Annotated in this window: 17 protein-coding genes; 10 read left to right on the top strand and 7 right to left on the bottom strand. The window is 70.5% G+C overall.

Annotated elements, in window-relative coordinates:
* The first annotated feature begins 16 nt into the window (after positions 1-16).
* A complete protein-coding gene (locus D9C15_RS03640) occupies positions 17-700 on the top strand; it encodes an alpha/beta hydrolase (protein WP_127996046.1) in 684 nt (227 codons plus the stop codon).
* On the opposite strand, the gene D9C15_RS03635 is transcribed toward D9C15_RS03640, so the two are convergent.
* Complete coding sequence (locus D9C15_RS03635; RefSeq protein WP_127996045.1) at positions 697-1,278, bottom strand: DUF937 domain-containing protein; 582 nt, start codon at positions 1,276-1,278, stop codon at positions 697-699. The two genes, D9C15_RS03640 and D9C15_RS03635, sit on opposite strands and share 4 nt — an antisense overlap.
* Positions 1,279-1,302: 24 nt before the next feature.
* Positions 1,303-2,088 carry an exodeoxyribonuclease III gene (locus D9C15_RS03630; protein WP_127996044.1) on the bottom strand — a complete coding sequence of 262 codons (786 nt, stop codon included), beginning with the start codon at positions 2,086-2,088 and terminating at the stop codon, positions 1,303-1,305.
* Positions 2,089-2,100: 12 nt separating this feature from the next.
* Here D9C15_RS03630 and pyrE point away from each other — a divergent pair, with 12 nt between their 5' ends.
* Positions 2,101-2,766 carry an orotate phosphoribosyltransferase gene (pyrE, locus tag D9C15_RS03625; protein ID WP_127996043.1) on the top strand — a complete coding sequence of 222 codons (666 nt, stop codon included), beginning with the start codon at positions 2,101-2,103 and terminating at the stop codon, positions 2,764-2,766.
* Complete coding sequence (locus D9C15_RS03620) at positions 2,767-3,483, top strand: hypothetical protein (protein WP_127996042.1); 717 nt, start codon at positions 2,767-2,769, stop codon at positions 3,481-3,483.
* Here D9C15_RS03620 and gatB read toward each other — a convergent pair.
* Genes gatB through gatC form a run of 3 tightly spaced genes read right to left on the bottom strand, consistent with a single transcriptional unit; the run spans position 3,472 to position 6,723 of the window.
* Positions 3,472-4,923, bottom strand: a complete 1,452-nt coding sequence (gene gatB / locus D9C15_RS03615; RefSeq protein WP_127996041.1) for an Asp-tRNA(Asn)/Glu-tRNA(Gln) amidotransferase subunit GatB — start codon at positions 4,921-4,923, stop codon at positions 3,472-3,474. The two genes, D9C15_RS03620 and gatB, sit on opposite strands and share 12 nt — an antisense overlap.
* Before the next feature lie 13 nt (positions 4,924-4,936).
* On the bottom strand, positions 4,937-6,427 hold the full coding sequence (gene gatA, locus D9C15_RS03610; protein WP_127996040.1) for an Asp-tRNA(Asn)/Glu-tRNA(Gln) amidotransferase subunit GatA: 1,491 nt from the start codon (positions 6,425-6,427) through the stop codon (positions 4,937-4,939).
* Complete coding sequence (gatC, locus tag D9C15_RS03605; protein WP_127996039.1) at positions 6,424-6,723, bottom strand: Asp-tRNA(Asn)/Glu-tRNA(Gln) amidotransferase subunit GatC; 300 nt, start codon at positions 6,721-6,723, stop codon at positions 6,424-6,426. The genes gatA and gatC overlap by 4 nt, the downstream gene beginning before the upstream one ends.
* A 147-nt stretch (positions 6,724-6,870) precedes the next feature.
* Between gatC and D9C15_RS03600 the strand changes: the two genes are divergently transcribed.
* The 6 genes from D9C15_RS03600 to D9C15_RS03575 all read left to right on the top strand — a co-directional run bounded on the left by D9C15_RS03600 (position 6,871) and on the right by D9C15_RS03575 (position 13,594).
* Positions 6,871-7,914, top strand: coding sequence for a rod shape-determining protein (locus tag D9C15_RS03600; RefSeq protein WP_112185472.1), 1,044 nt, complete (start codon positions 6,871-6,873; stop codon positions 7,912-7,914).
* A 21-nt stretch (positions 7,915-7,935) separates the two neighbouring features.
* The gene (mreC, locus tag D9C15_RS03595) at positions 7,936-8,847 is read left to right on the top strand and encodes a rod shape-determining protein MreC (protein ID WP_127996038.1); all 912 of its coding nucleotides are present in this window, start codon (positions 7,936-7,938) and stop codon (positions 8,845-8,847) included.
* Entirely contained in the window at positions 8,844-9,362 is a 519-nt protein-coding gene (gene mreD / locus D9C15_RS03590) for a rod shape-determining protein MreD (RefSeq protein WP_127996037.1), read from the top strand. Before mreC ends, mreD begins: the two co-directional genes overlap by 4 nt.
* 109 nt (positions 9,363-9,471) lie before the next feature.
* Positions 9,472-11,469, top strand: coding sequence for a penicillin-binding protein 2 (gene mrdA, locus D9C15_RS03585; RefSeq protein WP_127996036.1), 1,998 nt, complete (start codon positions 9,472-9,474; stop codon positions 11,467-11,469).
* Between the two features lie 17 nt (positions 11,470-11,486).
* Entirely contained in the window at positions 11,487-12,641 is a 1,155-nt protein-coding gene (gene rodA, locus D9C15_RS03580; protein WP_127996124.1) for a rod shape-determining protein RodA, read from the top strand.
* Between the two features lie 80 nt (positions 12,642-12,721).
* Positions 12,722-13,594 (top strand): NAD(P)-dependent oxidoreductase, encoded by an 873-nt coding sequence (locus tag D9C15_RS03575; protein WP_127996035.1) that lies wholly within the window; start codon positions 12,722-12,724, stop codon positions 13,592-13,594.
* On the opposite strand, the gene D9C15_RS03570 is transcribed toward D9C15_RS03575, so the two are convergent.
* Both D9C15_RS03570 and D9C15_RS03565 read right to left on the bottom strand, forming a co-directional pair.
* A complete protein-coding gene (locus D9C15_RS03570; protein ID WP_375138742.1) occupies positions 13,577-15,106 on the bottom strand; it encodes a sensor histidine kinase in 1,530 nt (509 codons plus the stop codon). The genes D9C15_RS03575 and D9C15_RS03570 overlap by 18 nt on opposite strands.
* Positions 15,107-15,113: 7 nt before the next feature.
* Complete coding sequence (locus D9C15_RS03565) at positions 15,114-15,785, bottom strand: response regulator (RefSeq protein ID WP_127996034.1); 672 nt, start codon at positions 15,783-15,785, stop codon at positions 15,114-15,116.
* Between the two features lie 183 nt (positions 15,786-15,968).
* Between D9C15_RS03565 and recA the strand changes: the two genes are divergently transcribed.
* Complete coding sequence (recA, locus tag D9C15_RS03560; RefSeq protein ID WP_127996033.1) at positions 15,969-17,012, top strand: recombinase RecA; 1,044 nt, start codon at positions 15,969-15,971, stop codon at positions 17,010-17,012.
* Positions 17,013-17,022 lie beyond the last annotated feature (10 nt).

The raw sequence follows: 17,022 nt of genomic DNA, 5'->3' as shown, positions 1-17,022 counted from the left end.
GAGCGACAATCCGCCCATGACGACCCCGCTCGAGACCCTGGAAGGCCAGACCGGCCCCGACCCGAGCGCCTGCATCGTCGTGCTGCACGGCCTGGGCGCGGACGGCAACGACTTCGTGCCCGTTGCCGAGGCGCTCGACCTGTCGGCCATCGGTCCGGTGCGCTTCGTCTTCCCGCACGCGCCGGTGCGGCCGGTGACGATCAACGGCGGCTACCGCATGCGCGCCTGGTACGACGTGCTGGGCACGGAGATCCAGCGCCGCGAGGACGATGCCGGGCTGCGAGAGTCGCTGGTCGCGGTCACCGCGCTGCTCGACCGCGAGGTGGCGCGTGGCATGCCGGCGTCGCGCATCGTGCTGATGGGCTTCTCGCAGGGCTGCGCGATGACCTTGCTGGCCGGCCTGCGCTACCCGCAGCGGCTGGCCGCTCTGGTGGGCCTGTCGGGTTACCTGCCGCTGGCTGCGACGACCGCCGCCGAACGCAGTTCGGCCAATGCCGGCACGCCGCTGTTCCTGGCGCACGGCACGCACGACCCGGTGGTGGTGTTCGAACGCGGCGTGCGCTCGCGCGACGAACTGCGCGCACTCGGTCAGCCGGTCGAGTGGCACGAGTACCCGATCGAGCACTCGGTGTCGCCCGAGGAGATCGCCGACCTGAACGGCTTCCTGCTGAAGGTGCTGGCGGACGACCAGCGCAGCTAGCGCAGCGCCTTGCCGGCCATCTGCAGGATGTCGTCCAGCGGGTTGCCGTCGCCGTCCAGGTCGAGCATCGACGCCAGGCCGCCGCCGCGACCCGCCGCTGCGCCGCCGCCGAGCAGGCCGCCCAGCAGGTCGCCGAGCCCGCCGCCCGGGCCGCCCGCCTGGGGCGCCGCCGCGCCGCCCTGGCGCGCCATCACGCCGGCCACCAGCATCGCCAGCATCGGCAGCATCTGTTTCAGCACGCCGGCGTCCAGGCCGGTCTGCGCGGCCGCGTTGCCGGCCACGGTGCGGCTCACGTCCTTGGAGCCGAAGATCTGGCCCAGCACGTCGTTGCCGCGGCCGAGGTCGGTGGGTTGCGGCGCGAGCACCTCGTCGGCCAGGCCGGCGCCGCCGAGCTGGCCAAGCAGGCCGCCGAGGCCCTCCAGGCCGACCGCCGGCGCCTGCGCCTGCTTCTTGAAGCCGCCGAGGATGGCCGGCAGCAGCGCCTCGGCGCCGCGCGCAGCCTGCGCCTCGTCGATGCCGAGTTCGCGCGCCACCGAGCGCAGGCCGCCCATCTGGCCCAGGATGTCCGTGATCTGCATGGCGTGCTCCTCGCGGTCGAAGTGTCAGAGGGTGAAGTCGTAGTCGATCACCAGCGGGGCATGGTCGGAGAAGCGTTGCTCGAGGTAGATGTGCTCGCGCGCCGCCTTCTTCGCGATGCCGGGCGTCGCCAGGTGGTAATCCAGCCGCCAGCCGACGTTCTTGGCCCAGGCCTGGCCGCGGTTGCTCCACCAGGTGTACTGCTCGGGGTGCGGGTTGAGCGTGCGGAACACGTCGACCAGGCCGATGTCCTCCAGCAGCCCGGTCATCCAGGCGCGTTCCTCGGGCAGGAAGCCGCTGTTCTTCTGGTTGCCCTTCCAGTTCTTCAGGTCGATCTCCTTGTGGGCGATGTTCACGTCGCCCACCAGGATGAACTCGCGCTGCGCCTTCAGCCTGGCCAGGTGCGGCGCGATCAGCGCCAGGAAGCGGTACTTGGCCGCCTGGCGCTCCTCGCCGCTGCTGCCGCTGGGGAAGTAGCAGCTGATGATGGAGAGCTTGCGGCGCGCGTTGTCGAAGCGCGCCTCGACGTAGCGGCCCTCGGCGTCGAACTCGGGGTTGCCGATGCCGCTGATCACCGCGCTCGGCTTCTTGCGCGTGTACAGGCCCACGCCCGAGTAGCCCTTCTTCTCGGCGAAGTGGAAATGCCCGGTCATGCCGGCCACGGTGTCGAAGCGCCCGGCCACGTCGGCGTGCTGGGCCTTGACTTCCTGCACCCCCATACAATCGGCCGCCGTGCCTTCGGCCCAGGCTTCGAAGCCCTTGCTGGCCGCCGAGCGGATGCCGTTCAGGTTCAGCGTGACGAGACGGAACAAGGAAGCCCCCGGATGACCACCGACGCCCTCGCCCAGGACTTCGTCCGCTTCGCCGTGCAGGCGGGCGTGCTGCGATTCGGTGAGTTCAAGACCAAGGCCGGGCGGCTGTCGCCCTATTTCTTCAACGCCGGCCTGTTCGACGACGGCGCCAAGCTGGGCCGCCTGGCGGAATTCTATGCGCGGCGCCTGGTGGCTTCCGGCCTCGCGTTCGACATGCTGTTCGGCCCGGCCTACAAGGGCATCACCCTGGCGGCCGCGGTGGCCATCGAGCTGGCACGGCTCGGCCGCAACGTGCCCTTCGCCTACAACCGCAAGGAAGCCAAGGATCACGGCGAAGGCGGCACGCTGGTCGGCGCAAAGGTGGTCGGGCGCGTTCTGGTCATCGACGACGTGATCTCGGCCGGCACGTCGGTGCGCGAGTCGATCGCGATGATCCAGGCGGCGGGGGCCACCCCCTGCGGCGTGGCCATCGCGCTGGACCGGCAGGAGAAGGCGGCCGAGAACGGTGTCGACCAACCCTGGTCGGCCGTGCAGTATGTCCAGCAACGACTGGGATTGACCGTGGTTTCGATTGCGACGCTTTCCGACTTGCTGCAATACTTGTCGTCCAATGACGACCCGGCGCTGAGCGCTCACTTCGCGAGCGTCGCGACGTACCGGGAGCGGTACGGAGTCTGAATGCGTCCAACCCAGCTCGCTGTCCCGGCCGCCTTCGCAGCGCTCGTGCTGCTGGGCGGCGGCGCGCCGGTCCGGGCCCAGGGCCCGGGCATCTATAGCTGCGAGGTCAACGGCAAGCGCATCACCTCCGACCGGCCGATCGCCGAATGCCTGACGCGCGAGCAGCGCCTGCTGAACTCCGACGGCTCGGTGCGCCGCATCGTGCCGCCGACCATGACCGCCGACGAGCGCGCCGCGGCCGAGGAGCGGGAGGCGCAGGCCGCGCTGGAGCGTGCCAACCGGCGCGAATGGGTGCGGCGCGACCGCAACCTGCTGCAGCGCTTCCCGACCCAGGCGGCGCACGACAAGGCGCGCGAGGCGGCGCTGGAAGACGTGCGCAAGGGCCTGAAGGTGTCGGAGGCGCGCCTGGAGCGACTGCAGAAGGAGCGCAAGCCGCTGAACGACGAGACCGAGTTCTACGTCGGCAAGCCGCTGCCGGTGAAGCTCAAGCAGCAGATCGAGGGCAACGAGGCGGCCACGGAGGCGCAGCGCACGCTGATTGCCAACCAGCAGACCGAGCTGGTGCGCATCAACGCGCTGTACGACGCCGAGCTCGAGCGCCTGCGCAAGCTCTGGGCCGGTGCCCTGCCCGGCACGCTCGGGCCGCTGCCGACGGCGCTGCCGGCCAGCGCGCCGGCCGCCTCCGCGCCGGCCTCGGCACCCAAGTCACCCGCCTAGCTTCTTCCGCAGCAGCTCGTTGACCTGGGCCGGGTTGGCCTTGCCCTTGGTCGCCTTCATGGCCTGGCCGACCAGCGCGTTGAAGGCCTTTTCCTTGCCGGCGCGGAACTCCTCGACGGACTTCGCGTTGGCCGCCAGCACGTCGTCGACGATGCGCTCCAGCTCGCCGCTGTCGGACATCTGCTTCAGGCCGCGCGCCTCGATCACCGCGTCGACCTCGTGGCCCGCGCCGCTCCACAGGGCATCGAACACCTGCCGGGCGCCGTTGTTGGAGATCGTGCCGTCGGCGATGCGGCCGATCAGCGCGGCCAGCTGCGCCGCCGAGACCGGGCTCGCCTCGATGGACTGGTCCTCGGCATTGAGCCGGCGCGAGACCTCGCCCATCAGCCAGTTGGCCGCCAGCTTGGGCTGGCCGCAGGCCCTGGCGGTCGCCTCGTAGAAGGCGCCGAAGGCCTTGGACTGCGTCATCATCGTCGCGTCGTAGGCCGGCAGGCCGTACTCGCGCTGGAAGCGCTCGCCCATCGCGCGCGGCAGCTCGGGCATCTGGCCCTTCACGCGCTCGACCCACTCGGGGGCGATCACCAGCGGCGGCAGGTCGGGGTCGGGGAAGTAGCGGTAGTCGTGCGCGTCTTCCTTGGTGCGCATCGCCCGTGTCTCGCCGCTGGCCGGGTCGAACAGCACGGTGGCCTGCTGGACGCTGCCGCCGTCCTCGATCAGGTCGATCTGCCACTGCACCTCGAAGTCGATCGCCTGCTGCAGGAACTTGAAGCTGTTCAGGTTCTTGATCTCGCGCCGCGTGCCGAACGGCGCGCCGGGCCGGCGCACCGAGACGTTGGCGTCGCAGCGGAACGAGCCTTCCTGCATGTTGCCGTCGCAGATGTCGAGCCAGACGACGAGCGCGTGCAGGGCCTTCGCATAGGCCGCGGCCTCGGCCGAACTGCGCATGTCGGGCTCGGTGACGATCTCCAGCAGCGGCGTGCCGGCGCGGTTCAGGTCGATGCCGGTCAGGCCGTGGTAGTCCTCGTGCAGCGACTTGCCGGCATCCTCCTCGAGGTGGGCGCGGGTCAGGTGCACCACGTGGCGCGCCTCGCCGACGTAGAACTCGACCTCGCCGCCCTGCACCACCGGCGTCTCGTACTGGCTGATCTGGTAGCCCTTGGGCAGGTCGGGGTAGAAGTAGTTCTTGCGCGCGAAGATCGACAGCGGCGCGACCGTCGCGCCGACCGCCAGGCCGAAGCGGATTGCGCGCTCGACCGCGCCGCGGTTGAGCACCGGCAGCGTGCCGGGCAGCGCGAGGTCCACCGCGCAGGCCTGGGTGTTGGGCGCCGCGCCGAAGCGCGTGCTGGCGCCGCTGAAGGCCTTGGACTGCGTCGAGAGCTGGGCATGCGTCTCGAGGCCGATGACGACCTCGTAGCCGCGGATCAACGTCGGTTGGCTCATGGTGCTGAGGCAATCAGTAGCCGGCGGGCACGCGGCGGTGCCAGTCGGTGGCCTGCTGGAAGGCGTGCGCCGCATGCAGCAGCGTCCCCTCCTGGAAATAGTTGCCGATCAGCTGCAGGCCCACCGGCATGCCCGCTTCGCCGAATCCCGCCGGCACGCTCATGCCGGGCAGGCCGGCCAGGCTGGCGGGCAGGGTGAAGATGTCGGCGAGGTACGCGGCGACCGGGTCGTTCTCCTGCGCGCCGAGCTTCCAGGCCACCGACGGCGCCACCGGGCCGGCGATCAGGTCGCACTGCGTGAAGCAGCGCTGGAAGTCGTCCGCGATCATGCGGCGTAGCTTCTGCGCCTGCAGGTAGTAGGCGTCGTAGTAGCCGTGGCTCAGCACGTAGGTGCCGATCATGATGCGGCGCTTGACCTCCGGGCCGAAGCCTTCGCTGCGGCTCTTCTTGTACATGTCCAGCAGGTCCTTGTACTGCGCCGCGCGGTGGCCGTAGCGCACCCCGTCGAAGCGCGACAGGTTCGAGCTGGCCTCGGCCGGCGCGATGATGTAGTAGACCGGGATCGAGAGCTCGGTGCGCGGCAGGCTCACGTCCACCAGCGTGGCGCCGAGCTTCTCGAGTTCGGCCAGCGCCGCGCGCACCGCGCCGTCCACGTCGGCCGCCAGCGCGGCGGGGAAGAACTCGCTCGGCAGCCCGATGCGCAGGCCTTCGAGCGGGCGCACCGCACCCGCACCCGGGCGCGGCGCGAGCATCTGCGCGTGGAAGTCCTGCGCCGGGCGCTCGGCGCTGGTGGCGTCGCGCGGGTCGAAGCCGCTCATCGCCGACAGCAGCAGCGCGCAGTCGGCCGCCGAGCGGGCCATCGGGCCGGCCTGGTCGAGGCTGGAGGCGAAGGCCACCATGCCGTAGCGCGAGCAGGTACCGTAGGTCGGCTTGATGCCGGTGATGCCGGAAAAGCTGGCCGGCTGGCGGATCGAGCCGCCGGTGTCGGTGCCGGTGGCCGCGGGCACCAGGCGCGCCGCCACTGCGGCCGCCGAGCCGCCCGAGGAGCCGCCGGGCACGCGGCTCGTGTCCCAGGGGTTGCGCACCGCGCCCCAGGCCGAGTTCTCGTTGGACGAGCCCATCGCGAACTCGTCGCAGTTCAGCTTGGCCAGCGTCACCGTGCCGGCCTCGGCCAGGCGCTGCACGACGGTGGCGTCGAACGGACTGCGGTAGCCCTCGAGCATCCTCGAGCCGGCGCTGGTGGGCAGGCCCTCGGTGACGAAGATGTCCTTGTGCGCGATCGGCACGCCCAGCAGCGCGCCGGTCTCGCCGCGGGCGCGCCGCGCGTCGGCGGCGCGGGCCTGCGCGAGCGCGGCCTCGGGGTCGCTGGCGAGCACGGCGCCGAGGCCGCGGTGTGCTTCGAGGCGGGCAAGGAAGTGCGTCGCCAGCTCGACGCCGGAGACCTCGCGCGCGGCCAGCGCGGCACCGAGTTCGGCCACGCCGCGCTCGTGCAGGGCCGCACTCATTCGATCACCTTCGGCACGAGGAACAGCCCGTCCTCGACGGCCGGGGCGCTGCGCTGGTTGGCCTCGCGCCGGTCGGCCTCGGTGACCGCATCCTCGCGCAGCCGCAGCGCGACCTGCTGCAGCGCCGACAGCGGCGTGTACAGCGGCTCGACGCCGCCGGTGTCGACCGCGCTCATCTGCTCGACGATCGAGAAGAAGCCGTTGAGTTGCGCCAGCAGCGCCGCCTGCTCGGCGGGCGTGAGCTCCAGCCGGGCGAGGTGGGCGATGCGGCTGACGTCCTGCGGTGTCAGGGCCATGGAGGGTGACTCGGGAGGGCTCGGAAACAGGGTGAAAGCGGCCCTGTTCGAGGTCAATGACCGAGGGCCGATGGGGTATTATCCCCGGTTATCCACAAGCCCCACGGCTGCGCGCTGCAACGCTTTGCAGCAGGTGCAGCCCCTCTCATGTTCGGATCCTTTCGTCGCTACTTCTCGACGGACCTGGCCATCGACCTCGGCACGGCGAACACGCTGATCTACGTGCGCGGCAAGGGCATCGTCCTGGACGAACCGTCGGTCGTCGCGATCCGCCACGAAGGCGGCCCCAACGGCAAGAAGACCATCCAGGCGGTCGGCGCCGAGGCCAAGGCGATGCTCGGCAAGGTGCCCGGCAACATCGAGGCGATCCGCCCGATGAAGGACGGCGTGATCGCCGACTTCACCGTCACCGAGCAGATGCTCAAGCAGTTCATCAAGATGGTCCACCCGCGCTCGGTGCTGCGCCCGAGCCCGCGGATCATCATCTGCGTGCCGTGCGGCTCGACCCAGGTCGAGCGGCGCGCGATCCGCGAGTCGGCGCTGGGCGCCGGCGCCAGCGAGGTCTACCTGATCGAGGAGCCGATGGCCGCGGCGATCGGCGCCGGGCTGCCGGTGTCCGAGGCCTCGGGCTCGATGGTGGTCGACATCGGCGGCGGCACCACCGAGGTCGGCGTCATCAGCCTCGGCGGCATGGTGTGGAAGGGCTCGGTGCGTGTCGGCGGCGACAAGTTCGACGAAGCCATCATCAACTACATCCGCCGCAACTACGGCATGCTGATCGGCGAGCCCACCGCCGAGGCCATCAAGAAAAGCATCGGCTCGGCCTTCCCCGGCTCCGAGGTCAAGGAGATGGAGGTCAAGGGCCGCAACCTGAGCGAAGGCGTGCCGCGCTCGTTCACGATCTCGTCCAACGAGATCCTGGAAGCGCTGACCGACCCGCTCAACCAGATCGTCTCCAGCGTCAAGAACGCGCTGGAGCAGACCCCGCCCGAACTCGGCGCCGACATCGCCGAGCGCGGCATGATGCTCACCGGCGGTGGCGCGCTGCTGCGCGACCTGGACCGCCTGCTGGCCGAGGAGACCGGCCTGCCCGTGCTGGTGGCCGAAGACCCGCTGACCTGCGTGGTGCGCGGCTGCGGCATGGCGCTCGAGCGCATGGAACGGCTGGGGTCGATCTTCACCTCCGAGTGACCGGGTCCGGGGCCTGAGGCCATGCCGCTCGGCACCCTCGACCGGACGCCGCCGCCCTTCTTCCGCCAGGGCCCCTCGGCACTGACGAAGCTGACCTTCTTCGCGGCGCTGGCGCTGTTCCTGATGGTGGCCGACACGCGCTTCAAGCTCACCGTGCCGCTGCGCGCCGGCCTCGCGACCGTGCTGCACCCGGTCGAGCGGGCGTTGCTGGTGCCGGTGGAGATGGTGCGCGGCGGCGGCACCTACCTGCTCGGCCTGCGCCAGGCGCTGGCCAGCGAGGAGCAGGCCCGGCTCGACCTGGCACGCCAGTCGGAGCGGGCGCTGCGCGTGGAACAGCTGCAGGCCGAGAACGGCCGGCTGCGTGCACTGCTGGAGCTGCGCCCGGCACTGACCGTCAAGTCACTCGCCGCCGAGGTGCTGTACGACGCACCCGACCCGTTCTCGCGCAAGGTGATCATCGACCGCGGCGCGACCCATGGCGTGGCGCAGGCCGCCCCGGTGATCAACGAGGCCGGGGTGCTTGGCCAGGTGACGCGGGTCTACCCGCTGTTCTCCGAGGTGACGCTGCTGACCGACAAGGACGCGGCCATCCCGGTGCTGAACAGCCGCAACCTGCTGCGCGGCGCGGCCTTCGGCGCACGCACCGGCATGGAGCTGCGCTTCATGGCCGGCAACGCCGACGTGCAGGTCGGCGACCTGCTCACCACCTCCGGTGTCGACGGCGTCTACCCGCCGGGGCTGCCGGTGGCCCGGGTGACGCTGGTCGACCGCAAGGTCGACTCCGGCTTCGCCCGCATCCTGCTCGAGCCGGTGGCCGCCTCCGACGCGGTGCGCCACGTGCTGGTGCTCGAGCCGATGGGCCTGCAGATGCCGCGCCCGCCCGCGCCGGTCGAGGAGACGCCGGTGCCGCCGCGGCGGGGAGGGCGCAAGTGATCCTTCCCCGTGGCGACGCCCTGCTGCTGCCGGCGAACCCGCTGTTCGTCTGGTTCACGCTGCTGCTGGCCTTCCTGCTCAACCTGGTGCCGCTGGGCCGGGTGCCGGCGATGCCGGACTTCCTGGCCGTGGTGCTGGTGTTCTGGAACGTGCACCAGGCGCGTCGGGTCGGCGTTGGCGCGGCCTTCCTGTTCGGGCTGATGATGGACGTGCACGACGGCGCCGTGCTCGGCCAGCACGCGCTCGCCTACACGCTGCTGAGCTTCTTCGCGATCACCATCCACCGCCGGCTGCTGTGGTTCACGGTGCCCTCGCAGGCCGTGCAGATCCTGCCGCTGTTCTTCGCCGCGCACCTGGTGTCGCTGGTGGTGCGCATGCTGGCCGGTGGCATGTTCCCGGGCTGGAACATGCTGGTGGCCCCGGTGATCGAGGCGCTGCTGTGGCCGATTGCCACCTGGCTGCTGCTCGCCCCGCAGCGCCGGCCGCCGGACCCGGACGAGAATAGACCTCTATGAAGGTTCGGGTCGCCACCGAGGCTCTACGGGCCGAGCGCCGGGCCGCTCCCAAGCCGGCCCGCATCCCCGCGGGGGATCGACCGACGTACCCGTCGGGCGAGGGGTCGTCATGACCGAGATCCGGAACGTCGAGCAGGAACTGTCGCGTTTCAACACGCGGCTGGTCGCTGCGGCGCTGTTCGTGCTCTTCGCCTTCGGGCTGCTCGCCGCGCGGCTCGTGCACCTGCAGATCTACAAGCACGACGAGCTCTCGACCCAGGCCGAGAACAACCGCATCGCCGTGGTGCCGATCGTGCCCAACCGCGGGCTGATCGTCGACCGCAACGGCGTCATCCTGGCCAACAACTACTCCGCCTACACGCTGGAGATCACGCCGGCCAAGGCCGGCGAGCTCGAGCCGCTGATCGACCGTCTGGCCGAGATCGTCGACATCCAGACGCGCGACCGCAAGCGCTTCAGGCGTCTGCTGGAGGAGAGCAAGAGCATCGAGTCGCTGCCGATCCGCACCAAGCTCACCGACGAGGAGGTGGCGCGGTTCACCGCGCAGCGCTTCCGCTTTCCGGGCGTGGAGATCAAGGCGCGGCTGTTCCGCAACTACCCGCTGGGCGAGACCGGCAGCCACCTGCTCGGCTACATCGGGCGCATCAACCAGGCCGAGAAGGAGAAGATCGACGAGTCGGAGGAGGCGGCCAACTACCGCGGCACCGAGTACATCGGCAAGCTCGGCATCGAGCAGAGCTACGAGGCCGAGCTGCACGGCACCACCGGCTTCGAGGAGGTCGAGACCAGCGCCGGCGGGCGCCCGGTGCGGCGCCTGAAGAGCAACCCGGCCACGCCCGGCAACATGGTGATCCTGTCGGTGGACATCCGGCTGCAGGCGCTGGTCGAGCAGATGTTCGGCGACCGGCGCGGGGCGCTGGTGGCGCTGGACCCGCGCAACGGCGAGGTGCTGGCCTTCGTCAGCAAGCCGACCTTCGACCCGAACCTGTTCGTCGACGGCATCGACTCGGACTCCTGGAAGGAACTCAACGAGTCGATCGACAAGCCGCTGCTGAACCGCGCGCTGCGCGGCACCTACCCGCCGGGCTCGACCTTCAAGCCCTTCATGGCGATGGCCGCGCTGAACACCGGCAAGCGCGGCCCGAGCGTCGTCATCCAGGACAACGGCAGCTTCGTGTTCGGCAACCACACCTTCCGCAGCCACGGCGACCACGGGCTCGGGCCGGTCGACATGGTGCGCAGCATCGTCAAGTCGAGCAACGTCTACTACTACTCGCTGGCCAACGAGATGGGCGTGGACCTGATGCACGAGCAGCTCGAGCCCTTCGGCTTCGGCCGCAAGACCGGCATCGACGTGGAGGGCGAGGTCACCGGGCTGCTGCCCTCCACCGAGTGGAAGCGCCGCGCCTACAAGAAGCCGGAGCTGCAGAAGTGGTACGCCGGCGAGACCATCTCGCTGGGCATCGGCCAGGGCTACAACAACTTCACGATGCTGCAGATGGCCGCCGCGACGGCCACGCTGGTGTCCGGCGGGCAGCGCTACAAGCCGCGCCTGGTGCGCGAGATCGAGGACGTGGTGACGCGCGAGCGCCGGCGCATGGCCAGCGACGCGCTGGAGCCGCTGCCGTTCAAGCCCGAACACGTGGAGCTGATCAACCGCGCGCTGCACGGCGTCACGCAGGAGGGCACCTCGGTGCGCTCGTACCTCGGCGCGAACTACAAGACCGGCGGCAAGACCGGCACCGCGCAGGCGGTCGGCATCCGGCAGAACGAGAAGTACAACGCCGCCAAGCTCGAGGAGCACCAGCGCGACCACTCGCTCTACATGGCCTTCGGACCGGTGGAGGCGCCGACGGTGGCGCTGGCCATCATCGTCGAGAACGCGGGCTTCGGCTCCGAGGCGGCCGCGCCGATCAGCCGGCGCGTGTTCGACTACCTGTTCAACGGCAGCGTGCCCAGCGAGGAGGACCTGGCGCTGACACGCGAGGGCAAGTCCACCACGCCGGTGGGCAAGCCGCGTCCGGCTGCCGAGGTGCTGCTGCCCGGCGCGGCGACCATCGACCTGTCGACCGGCGCCCGTCTGGCCCAGCAGGAGGGCGCGAAGTGAACACCCGGCCGGCCGGCATCGGCGTCGCGTTCGAGAAGCCCTCGCTGCTGCAGCGCATCCTGCCGGTGTTCAGCGGCTTCGACGCGCCGCTGCTGCTGCTGATCCTGCTGCTGGCCGGGGTCGGGCTGGTGACGATGTACTCGGCCGGCTTCGATCACGGCGCGCGCTTCGTCGACCACGGCCGCAACATGCTGATCGCGCTGGCCATCCTGTTCCTCGTCGCGCAGGTGCCGCCTCAGAAGCTGATGGCGCTGGCCCTGCCGCTCTACACGATCGGCGTGGCGCTGCTGATCGCCACCGCCGTGTTCGGCATCACGAAGAAGGGCGCGACGCGCTGGCTCAACGTCGGCATCGTCATCCAGCCCAGCGAGATGCTGAAGATCGCCACGCCGCTGATGCTGGCCTGGTGGTTCCAGCGCCGCGAGGGGCAGCTGCGTGTGCCCGACTTCCTGATCGCCACCGTCATCCTCGCGATCCCGGTCGGCCTGATCGCCAAGCAGCCCGACCTGGGCACCGCGATCCTGGTGTTTGCCGCGGGGTTGTTCGTGATCTTCTTCGCCGGGCTGTCGTGGAAGCTGATCATCCCGGTGATGCTGGCCGGCGCGCTGTCCATCACCGCGCTGGTGCTGTCGGGCGATCGCATCTGCGAGCCCGATGTCAAGTGGCCGGTGCTGCGCGAGTACCAGAAGCACCGCGTCTGCACGCTGCTCGACCCGACCAAGGACCCGCTGGGCAAGGGCTTCCACACCATCCAGGGCATGATCGCGATCGGCTCGGGCGGCGTGGAGGGCAAGGGTTTCATGAAGGGCACTCAGACGCACCTGGAGTTCATCCCCGAGCGCACCACCGACTTCGTGTTCGCGGCCTTCGCCGAGGAGTTCGGCCTGGTCGGCGGCGGCGTGCTGCTGCTGCTGTTCACCTTCCTGCTGTTCCGCGGGCTGATGATCGCGGCCGAGGCGCCGACGGTCTTCACCCGGCTGCTGGCCGGGGCGATCACGCTCAGCCTGTTCACCTACATCTTCGTCAACATGGGCATGGTCAGCGGCATCCTGCCCGTGGTGGGCGTGCCGCTGCCGTTCATCAGCTACGGCGGCACGGCGATGGTGACGCTCGGGCTCGGGCTCGGCATCCTGATGTCGATCGCGCGGCACCGGCGCCTGGTGCAGACCTGATGTGAAACCCCCAAGCTCGCCCTGGCTCGCGGCCCCCCGAGGGGTCGCTCAGTGGCTTCGGGCGGCCGGGCGCCACTGAGATGCGGCGCATCGGCATCGCCGGCATCGGCAACATGGGCTGGGGCATGGCCCGGCGGCTGCAGGCCTGCGGCTTCGAGGTGGCGGTGCGCGACATCGACCCGGCGCGCGAGGCGCTGGCACGCGACGCCGGCCTGGCGGTGCTGCCGAGTGCCGCCGCGCTCGCGGCATGCAGCCAGGCGCTGATCGTCGCCGTGGTCGATGCGGCGCAGACCGAGGCGGTGCTGTTCGACGACGAGGGTGCTGCTGTCGCGTTGCCGGCCGGCGCGCCGGTGCTGCTGTGCCCGACGATCGCGCCCGACGACGTCGAGCGCTGCGCCGCGCGCCTGGCCGCACGCGGGCTGGCGCCGATCGATGCGCCGATGTCCGGCGGACCGCAGCGCGCGCTGGACGGCACCATGAGCCTGATGGTGGCGTGTGCGCCGTCGGCCTTCGAGCGCGCCCGCGGCGTGATCGAGGCACTCTCGAACCAGGTGTTCCGGCTCGGTGATCGGCCGGGCGACGGCGCCCGCGCCAAGCTCGTCAACAACCTGCTGGCGGCCATCAACCTGGCCGGCGCCGCCGAGGCGCTGGCGCTGGCCGACCGCGTCGGGCTCGACCCGGCGGCCGCGCTGGCAGTGATCGAGCGCTCCTCGGGCCAGAGCTGGATCGGCTCGGACCGCATGCGCCGCGCCCTGGCCGGCGACCTGGCACCGCGCGCCCACACCACGCTGCTGGCCAAGGACAGCCGGTTGGCGCTGGCGATGGCGCGCGCCGCCGGCGTCGAGCCGGCGCTCGGGGCCGTGGCCGCTGGGTTGTTCGCACGGGCCTGCCGCGAGGGCTGCGCTGCGCTGGACGACGCCAGCCTGTACGACTGGCTACGGCGCCACGGGTAGCGGGCCAGTCGCCGCCGGCGGCAGCGCCGGGAAGCGCAGCGTGAAGCGCGCGCCCGGGCCGAACGGCGCGCCGGCGTGGTCCGACAGGCCGTGGCGCGGGCGCAGGTTGGCGTCCTCGAGCTGGATCTGCGCACCGTGCTGGGTGGCGATCTCGCTGACGATCGCCAGGCCCAGCCCGCTGCCGTCCACGTTCGTGCCCAGCGTGCGGTAGAACGGCCGGAACACCGCGTCGCGCTCGGCCGGCGGGATGCCGGGGCCGGAGTCCTCGACCTGCAGCACCACCACCTGCCCGAACGGATCCTCGATCAGTCGCACCGTCACCGTACCGCCCTCGGGCGTGTACTGCAGCGCGTTGTCGACCAGGTTGCGGATCAGCTCGCGCAGCAGCAGCGGGTTGCCGTTGACCAGCGCGCGCGGCCCGTGGCTGGCCTGTCGGCCCGTCTCGGGCCCCTCGTAGCCGAGGTCGATGCGCTTCTCCATCGCGCGCGGCACGAAGTCGCGCACCGTCTCGGTGGCCAGCCGGGCCAGGTTGACCGGCTGGCGCTGCGCCTGCTGCTCCTGGTTCTCGGCACGTGCCATCGCCAGCAGCTGGTTGACCATGTGCGCCGCGCTCTGGCTCGAGTGAGCGATCTGCTGCAGCGACTTCTTCAGCGCCAGCGGTTCGCGCTGGCCGGCGTCGATCTCGCGCTGCGCCAGCTCGGCCTGCGTGCGCAGGCCGGCCAGCGGCGTCTTCAGCTGGTGCGCCGCGTCGGCGAGGAAGTGCTTCTGCGTGGCGATCGACTGGTCCAGCCGCGCCAGCAGGTCGTTGATCGCGCGAACCAGCGGCGAGACCTCCTCGGGCGCCTCGCGCTCGTCGATCGGCGACAGGTCGTTGCTGTCGCGCCGGCGGATGCGCTGCTGCAGCTCGTTGAGCGGCGCGATGCCGCGCGCCAGCGCGAACCACACCAGCAGCACCGCCACCGGCAGGATGACGAACTGCGGCAGGATCACGCCCTTGATGATCTCGGTGGCCAGGCGCGAGCGCTTGCCCAGCGTCTCGGCCACCTGCACCAGCGCCACCCCGTCGGCGGCGCCGGCGGGCTGCACCCAGACGTAGGCGACGCGCACGTCGTCGCGGTCCATCGTCGCGTCTCGGAAGCGCAGGTCGCCGACCGGCGGGCGCTCCTCGTCCAGCGGCAGCGGCAGCTGGCGGTCGCCGCTGAGCAGTTCGCCGCGCAGGCCCAGCACCTGGTAGTAGACGTCGTCCTCGTCGGTGTGCAGCACTTCGGCGGCCCGGGCCGGCAGGGTGAATTCGGCCACCGCCGCGCCGGTGTCGGTGCGCCGCACCGCCACCTGCTTGGCCAGCACGCGCGCCATCGACGCGAGTTCGCGGTCGTAGGGCTTGTGGGCGATGTTCTGCGCCACCAGCCAGGTCAGCGCGACGCTCATCGGCCACAGCAGCAGCAGCGGCGCGAGCATCCAGTCGAGGATCTCGCCGAAGAGCGAGCGCTGCTCCTTCGGGCTGGTCGGCACGAATCGTTCAGGCCGCGATCTTCTCGAGGCAGTAGCCGAGGCCGCGCACCGTGGCGATCCGCACCGGCCCCTGCTCGATCTTCTTGCGCAGGCGGTGGATGTAGACCTCGATGGCGTTGTTGCTCACCTCTTCGCCCCACTCGCACAGGCGCTCGACCAGCTGGTCCTTGCTGACCAGGCGCCCGGCACGCTGCAGCAGCACCTCGAGCAGCGAGAGTTCGCGCGCCGAGAGCTCGATCATCTGGTCGTTGATGTAGGCCACGCGGCCGGTGGCGTCGAAGGTCAGCGGCCCGTGCTTGATCACCGTCGAGGCGGTGCCCAGGCCGCGGCGCGTGAGCGCACGCACGCGCGCCTCCAGCTCCTGGAGCGAGAACGGCTTGGCCATGTAGTCGTCGGCGCCCAGGTCCAGGCCCTTGACGCGCTGCTCGACGCTGTCGGCCGCGGTGAGGATCAGCACCGGCACCGACGAGCCGCGGGCGCGCAGCTTGCGCAGGACCTCCAGCCCGTGCATCTTGGGCAGGCCGAGGTCGAGGATCAGCAGGTCGAACTCGTGCGAGGCGAGCGCTGCATCGGCCTCGCTGCCGCTGGCGACGCGGTCGACGGCGTAACCGGCGTTGCGCAACGAGCGCAGCAGGCCGTCGGCCAGGACTTGATCGTCTTCGGCTACCAGGATGCGCATGCTCGTCTCCATCGGGCCGCCGGTCTGTACGCCTGCCAGCGGTGTGGCGCCATTTTAGGCAGCGAGGCACCGGCGGCACGCTTGCGCGATGTCAAGCGCCGGAGCGCTCCCACGAGCGAAGGTGCAGGCTACTGTACAAACATCCAGCTTTTGCCATAATCGCGCCGAACACCGGAGAACCGCATGGACGCACCCGTCAAAGCCCTCAACACCGAAAAAGCCAAGGCCCTGCAGGCCGCGCTGGCGCAGATCGAGAAGCAGTTCGGCAAGGGCTCGATCATGCGGCTCGGCGAGGGCGAGAAGATCGAGGACGTGCAGGTCGTCTCGACCGGCTCTCTCGGCCTGGACATCGCGCTCGGTGTGGGTGGCCTGCCGCGCGGCCGGGTGGTCGAGATCTACGGCCCGGAGTCCTCCGGCAAGACCACGCTGACGCTGCAGGTCATCGCCGAGATGCAGAAGCAGGGCGGCACCTGTGCCTTCATCGACGCCGAGCACGCGCTCGACGTGCAGTACGCACAGAAGCTCGGCGTCAACCTGCAGGAGCTGCTGATCTCCCAGCCCGACACCGGCGAGCAGGCGCTCGAGATCGTCGACGCGCTGGTGCGCTCCGGCTCGGTCGACCTGGTGGTGGTCGACTCGGTCGCCGCGCTCACGCCCAAGGCGGAAATCGAAGGCGAGATGGGCGACTCCCTGCCCGGCCTGCAGGCCCGCCTGATGAGCCAGGCGCTGCGCAAGCTGACCGCCACGATCAAGAAGACCAACACCATGGTCATCTTCATCAACCAGATCCGCATGAAGATCGGCGTGATGTTCGGCAACCCCGAGACCACCACCGGCGGCAACGCGCTCAAGTTCTACGCCTCGGTGCGCCTGGACATCCGCCGCACCGGCAGCATCAAGAAGGGCGAGGAGGTCATCGGCAACGAGACCAAGGTCAAGGTCGTCAAGAACAAGGTCTCGCCGCCCTTCAAGACCGCCGAGTTCGACATCCTCTACGGCCAGGGCATCAGCCGCGAAGGCGAGGTGATCGACATGGGCGTCAACAACAAGGTGGTCGAGAAGAGCGGCGCCTGGTACGCCTACAACGGCGAGAAGATCGGCCAGGGCAAGGACAACGCGCGCGAATTCCTGCGCGAGAACCCCGACCTGGCGCGCGAGATCGAGAACAAGGTGCGCGAGGCCGTGGGCATTCCGCTGCTGCCCGCCGGCGAGGCCGCAGCGGAGTAAGGCTTCCGTG

This window comes from Piscinibacter defluvii, from assembly GCF_004011805.1.
Lineage (GTDB): Bacteria > Pseudomonadota > Gammaproteobacteria > Burkholderiales > Burkholderiaceae_C > Piscinibacter > Piscinibacter defluvii.
This window is presented reverse-complemented; position numbering and strand designations above follow the sequence as displayed.

Excerpts from the sequence above, each read along its gene's own strand:
- D9C15_RS03640 (WP_127996046.1), top strand. The coding sequence starts at position 17 with ATGACGACCCCGCTCGAGACCCTGGAAGGCCAGACCGGCCCCGACCCG.
- D9C15_RS03635 (WP_127996045.1), bottom strand. The coding sequence starts at position 1,278 with ATGCAGATCACGGACATCCTGGGCCAGATGGGCGGCCTGCGCTCGGTG.
- pyrE (WP_127996043.1), top strand. The coding sequence starts at position 2,101 with ATGACCACCGACGCCCTCGCCCAGGACTTCGTCCGCTTCGCCGTGCAG.
- D9C15_RS03620 (WP_127996042.1), top strand. The coding sequence starts at position 2,767 with ATGCGTCCAACCCAGCTCGCTGTCCCGGCCGCCTTCGCAGCGCTCGTG.
- gatB (WP_127996041.1), bottom strand. The coding sequence starts at position 4,923 with ATGAGCCAACCGACGTTGATCCGCGGCTACGAGGTCGTCATCGGCCTC.
- gatA (WP_127996040.1), bottom strand. The coding sequence starts at position 6,427 with ATGAGTGCGGCCCTGCACGAGCGCGGCGTGGCCGAACTCGGTGCCGCG.
- gatC (WP_127996039.1), bottom strand. The coding sequence starts at position 6,723 with ATGGCCCTGACACCGCAGGACGTCAGCCGCATCGCCCACCTCGCCCGG.
- D9C15_RS03600 (WP_112185472.1), top strand. The coding sequence starts at position 6,871 with ATGTTCGGATCCTTTCGTCGCTACTTCTCGACGGACCTGGCCATCGAC.
- mreC (WP_127996038.1), top strand. The coding sequence starts at position 7,936 with ATGCCGCTCGGCACCCTCGACCGGACGCCGCCGCCCTTCTTCCGCCAG.
- mrdA (WP_127996036.1), top strand. The coding sequence starts at position 9,472 with ATGACCGAGATCCGGAACGTCGAGCAGGAACTGTCGCGTTTCAACACG.
- D9C15_RS03575 (WP_127996035.1), top strand. The coding sequence starts at position 12,722 with ATGCGGCGCATCGGCATCGCCGGCATCGGCAACATGGGCTGGGGCATG.
- D9C15_RS03565 (WP_127996034.1), bottom strand. The coding sequence starts at position 15,785 with ATGCGCATCCTGGTAGCCGAAGACGATCAAGTCCTGGCCGACGGCCTG.
- recA (WP_127996033.1), top strand. The coding sequence starts at position 15,969 with ATGGACGCACCCGTCAAAGCCCTCAACACCGAAAAAGCCAAGGCCCTG.